At 42.9% G+C, this 5397-nt stretch carries 3 protein-coding genes and 1 pseudogene; 2 read left to right on the top strand and 2 right to left on the bottom strand.

All coding sequences use genetic code 11. The features are described from left to right. Together VB691_RS24090 and VB691_RS24095 are read right to left on the bottom strand one after the other, a co-directional pair. The coding region (locus VB691_RS24090) for a bifunctional DNA primase/polymerase (protein WP_416245493.1) at positions 1–1522 on the bottom strand (1522 nt) is incomplete at its 3' end. 194 nt (positions 1523–1716) lie between these two features. Continuing rightward, positions 1717–1950 carry a helix-turn-helix transcriptional regulator gene (locus VB691_RS24095; RefSeq protein WP_323294069.1) on the bottom strand — a complete coding sequence of 78 codons (234 nt, stop codon included), beginning with the start codon at positions 1948–1950 and terminating at the stop codon, positions 1717–1719. Positions 1951–2390: 440 nt separating this feature from the next. Between VB691_RS24095 and VB691_RS24100 the strand changes: the two genes are divergently transcribed. Continuing rightward, complete coding sequence (locus tag VB691_RS24100; protein WP_323294070.1) at positions 2391–2795, top strand: hypothetical protein; 405 nt, start codon at positions 2391–2393, stop codon at positions 2793–2795. Positions 2796–3597: 802 nt separating this feature from the next. After that, positions 3598–5245: pseudogene (locus VB691_RS24105) on the top strand (group II intron reverse transcriptase/maturase). Positions 5246–5397: the final 152 nt, after the last annotated feature.

Below are 5397 nucleotides of genomic sequence, written 5' to 3' on the forward strand. Positions count from 1 at the left end.
TAAAGTCTTTAATCGTGAGGCTTTCTGTTGAGCGAATGATCACCCGTCGTTGTTGACGATCAACGGAACGCTTAACCTGTAAGACTAAGCCGCCGCCCTCAGCATCAGACAATTCTCGCTCAATTTCCAGGTCAAAGTTACATTTAGGGGCAAAAACTCGGACAGTCTCCTTATCATCTAGGATTTCACCCGTTAACTTGTCGATTTTATTGCGTTTGCTCACAGTCCAATAGCCAAGTTCCCCATTCCAGGATTCAGGTGTGTTCCATCGGTTTCTTTCAGGCAGAAAACCGTCACCATTGTTGTGGCCACCGCCGCCACCGTTACCACCATTGTTATTACCGCGATTGAGGGGATGACCGCCTGAGATGGCTTCTTTGATAGAATCAGGGCAATTAGTGTCATAATTCCCCCGATCTAAACGCTTTACTTTACGCCAGCAGGATTCGTCACCACCTCGGTAATGCGCCGCAGGATGACATTGCTCTAAATCAATAGTAGCCAGAATTCTCGTTATGCGATCGCCATCAATACTGAGTTTTTCCCCTGCATAATGGGCCAAATTTTCTACATTGCCTGAGATCGCCACACGGTTATCATGGCACCAGTTTAACCAACCGGCCCATTCACTGATGGCAGTGGTTAACGAGTCTGAGCGATCATTCTTGATATTTTCCCCATTTAGAACCCGTCGGCTGTCATCATGACCGAGCATTTCTAGGGGGATAGTTCCAGGTCTGTTATCAGCCGTAACTTTGGGCTGTATCCCCTTTGATGGGGTGTCAGGAGTCGCCTTGGTTTTGGTAGGATAAATAAAATCAATTTCCTCAATTTCTAACAGTTTTTCTGGACAATTAAGGGATTGATAACGCTTTCCTGATGCCCCCATCGTTGGGGAGAGGACAGTGAAACGTCCGGCTCCTAAGCATTCCCCGACATGGTTCCCTCCAGGTGCTAAGGAGAAATTGGTGAATTTAATCGGATTTTTGACTTTAACCCCGATCCGATAACCGCCTGATTGTGTCTGCTCCAATAGGGTTAACTTCAGTTCTGGCCTTAGTTCTAGGAGTTCATTGAAAGAGCGATCGCAGAACTCCTGATCCTGAAACTGCTTAGAATCAATGTCAATCCATTTTACCTTGTCGCTCCCCAGTGTTCCAATGCCATTATCAGGGTGTTTGAACCATCGTTTAATCTCTTTATGACTTGGCAGCCGTGACTGATAGACATGATGATTTATCAGGTGTGGTATTCCGTTGGCATCAAGGAATGAGGGATTTTTGCCAGTAAATAGGGGAATAGGTTGTAAGTCCTGGGTTAAAGGGCAATGTCCCCCCCGTGTATTCGAGGCTTTAACGACTTTGTGGTATTGATGTGGATCTTGGAAAGGCGCAACGGGTAAGGGGGGCAAGCCGTTCGATAATAGCCAGTCAATTCGTTGTTGCCGTTGGGTAATGTAGCTAGATGGGGATGGTTGCGTTGCAGCAGGATTTGTCCCACTAACGGTCGTTGTGGTGGTCATTGATTTAACTCCAATACAGATGAACGATTTCCCTGGCTGGAGTCCCTTCAATAGCACAAAGTTAAGCTGCAACAGTAAAATGAAAGTATAAAGGAAAAATGTCTGGTTGAACCTAGTTAACAGCTTGTAATGGCGACAAAGGGAACAGCCAGCTTTTTTTTCTGGTTGTGAACGTTACGAAATACTAACTAGGTTTACTTTTCAAGCTCCTCCTCTGGATCGGGAACAAAAACTAATAAATCTCCGGGTTGGCATTGGAGAGCTTGACAGTATTTGTACAGGGTTGTGTCTTCAAGGCGACTTGGCATGATTCGCATATTTTTATGCTTACTCACTGTTTTTTCATGAAATCCAGTCAGTTTTGCTAAATCTTTATAATCAATTTCTCGATCTGCCATTAGCACTGCAAGCCGCCATTTAATTGGCATGAACAACCCCTTAAGTACCTGATTACTGGGCATCATTGTACCTTGGGTTTTCTATAGGGTTGGGAGTCCTTGCGATGGACAAGTCCATTATAGCAGTTGATATAGTAATCGTACACCTTGACAACTTCCGTCGTTACGATTAAAATAGTAAGCGTACCGAAGGATACAAAAATTTTTTTTTCTGACACCAGAGAGAACTGGTTGAACAAACACCGGAAGAAGAAATTCCACTTTACCAAGCAGCAGACAGAGCAACTGCCTAAAACGCGCCCATTAACCTGTTAGCAGCTAGGTGAAAGGGACAGTAGAGTGTACGCCCCGTGCGCCTCTCACTCATCAGACTTGGTTATTAAATCCTGACTTGGCTTTGCCAAAATGCAAAAGAGAGCTAGAAATTCACAGTTTCTTGGCTCTCCCGTAAACAAATAGTTATTTTCATCATGCCACAAACCAAAGCATTCAAACCAACCCCCTCGGTGCAGCCATGCCCAACCTGCGCTGACTGTCCAAAATTCCGAGACTTCCGCGATGCCCGAAACCGAGGCTGGTGTTCAGCTTTTGACAAAGTTACCCGCCTTCACCATACTCGTACATCAACCTGCGACACCACCATTGAGAGTCAAAGCAAGCAACAGAACCGCTTAACGGTAATGGTAGAGCTTGTTACCCACGAATTGGATATCGACCCAGAACGCGGTTTCACGTTCCCAAAGCACGAGCAGGTAATTGAGGTTTCAATGACTGAAGTTTCCCGAAAAGCCGTAGAACAGGCGATTTTACCTCATCGTGAGTTCAATGATTATTACATTGCAGGGTTCTGGGAGCCACAGTACGAGGACTTTTAAAAGTTTGGGATCTGAGTAAGGGGGAACCGTCCCCTTTTTCTCACCTAGAAATTGTCACAAAAATTTACACAATACAGAAACAGAGAAATCATCATGACCGAACAATTGTACTTACATTGTGGTGCTTTATCAGCCACATTAGGTGCGATTCGTTCTCTCGAAATTAGTACAAAATACTAAGAGATGAGAGACATTAGTTAAGTAACCGAAAGGTAGAGTACGCACTTTAATCCTTAACTAATGATAACTACATAACCATATCAGTGAGTCTCAGTATCCCAGAAAAGACAAGTCTGATTCGGGCAATACACCCGTTAAAACACTTCCCCTACGGTAGCGACTGAACATCAATCCGTAAAGCGGGGTTGAAAGCGGAAAGGTACTATAAGCCTAACAATAGTACCCCGTGAGTAAGTTCTCATGGATAGCAAACGCAAATGACCTGCTTAAATCAACGTAAGGCTGATCCAGTGAAATAAGGCTGTTACACTGGTAGTCCCAAAAGGGCATTAGTCAGAGTTCTAGGCTGTCTAGGATGACCTAGATGTATTACTCAAAGACTCGTTGGATAAGGTCAATCCTAAAAGAGCAAAACAATGGTTATGCGGAACGAAGTAACCCCCCTGATTACTCTCATCAATAAGGTCGAAATGATGAGCAGTCATTCAAGACGCAAAATCTACCAAAAGGTAGGTAACAGAGGGTAGAGATAGAGTCAGAAGCCAACGCCTTACTGTAATAGTAAGGATATGCAGACGGACTCACGGTTAAAACGGATGATAAAGGTACAAGTAGAAGTAATATGCCTAAAACAAGGACTACAAAGTCAATTGTGGGATTAACTCAACAAGAAACAGCAGAAGATATCAACGCCCAATTAAGTTGGGTAATGACTGATTGGAAAGCCGTAGAAAAGAGGGTTTATAAGCTTCAAAAGCGCATTTATCAAGCATCTAGTCGTGGTGATGTCAAGACAGTTCGCAGACTCCAGAAAACTCTAATAAATTCCTGGTCAGCAAAAGTGTTAGCAGTTCGTCGTGTATCCCAGGATAACCAAGGCAAGAAGACGGCTGGTGTGGATGGTATTAAATCACTAACCCCAAAGAAACGTCTCGCTATGGTTGATAAACTAAAACTGGGAACCAAGGTCAAACCTACGCGAAGGGTATGGATACCTAAGCCTGGAAAGGATGAAAAACGACCTTTAGGAATACCGACAATGTACGACCGCGCCTTACAAGCTCTCGTCAAACAGGCATTGGAACCTGAATGGGAAGCTAAATTTGAACCAAACTCGTATGGGTTCAGACCAGGACGCTCATGTCAGGATGCAATCGGAGCCATATTTCTTGCTATCAAACAAAAGGATAAATATATCCTAGATGCCGACATAGCAAAATGCTTCGATAAAATCAACCATGAAAAGCTAATAGAAAAATTGAATACCTTCCCAACCCTTCGTAGACAATTACGTGCTTGGTTGAAAGCAGGGTACATGGATGGAAAAGAGCTTTTCCCTTCTAATGAAGGAACTCCTCAAGGTGGTGTTATTAGTCCATTATTGGCGAATGTAGCACTACACGGAATGGAAAACAGACTAAAAGAATACTCCAAAACCTGGAAAGGAAATAAAAGGAATAATTCAAGAAGTTTGGCCTTTATTAGATACGCTGACGACTTTGTAGTCATCCACAAAGACTTAAGAGTAATCAAAGAATGTAAATACATTCTGATGGAATGGTTAAAAGACATGGGATTAGAGATAAGTCCTTAAACTGTGTGAAATAATAGACAAACACGAAAGTCAAAAACAGGAAGTCCTGATAAAAAGACTAAATCCCATCATTAGGGGATGGTGTAACTATTACTCAACATCAGTAGCAAAGGAAATATTTTCCAAACTAGACAACCTTCTTTACTGGAAACTAACAAAATGGGGTATAAAACGGCATCCCAAAAAATCGGGAAAATTTGTCGCCTCCAAATACTTTCATCGAGTTGGTGAGAATAACTGGACTTTTGCCGCAAAAAGAGGGAAAAACATATTTCCTCTCTTATTTCACGCCAGAACACCTATAGTACGGCACGTCAAGGTAAAAGGTAACGTCAGTCCATATAATGGCGATTCAGTTTATTGGAGTACAAGAATGGGACGAAACCCCGAAATGCCTGAAAAGACAGCCATACTGTTAAAACGGCAAAAAGGTAAATGCGCCCACTGCGGACTAACTTTCAAATTTGGGGATTTGTTGGAACACGACCACATTAAACTCACTTCCTTTGGAGGAGAAAAGGGTATCAATAATCAACAATTACTACATAGACACTGCCATGATAACAAGACTAGGAAAGATGGCTCACTAAATAAAATCAAAATATCTAAGCCCATAATCACATGGTCAAAGATAGAGTATAAGTGGGTTAACGATATGCTAGTTTTGATGTATTAATGACAATGACCGATTAACTGAGGAGCGGAATGATGCGAAAGTATCACGTTCCGTTTTGGAGAGCGGCAGAGGAGGTAACTTCTTTGCCGACTTTTCTAAGATTTGGATGCCATTCAAACCCCATCACCGACAGACACATGGGAACCCATTCC

The sequence above is a fragment of the Crocosphaera sp. XPORK-15E genome (assembly GCF_034931425.1).
In the GTDB taxonomy this organism is placed as follows: domain Bacteria; phylum Cyanobacteriota; class Cyanobacteriia; order Cyanobacteriales; family Microcystaceae; genus UHCC-0190.

What these genes read in the sequence shown, in the direction of transcription:
- VB691_RS24095 (WP_323294069.1), bottom strand. Translation starts at nt 1,950, where the DNA reads ATGCCAATTAAATGGCGGCTTGCAGTGCTAATGGCAGATCGAGAAATT.
- VB691_RS24100 (WP_323294070.1), top strand. Translation starts at nt 2,391, where the DNA reads ATGCCACAAACCAAAGCATTCAAACCAACCCCCTCGGTGCAGCCATGC.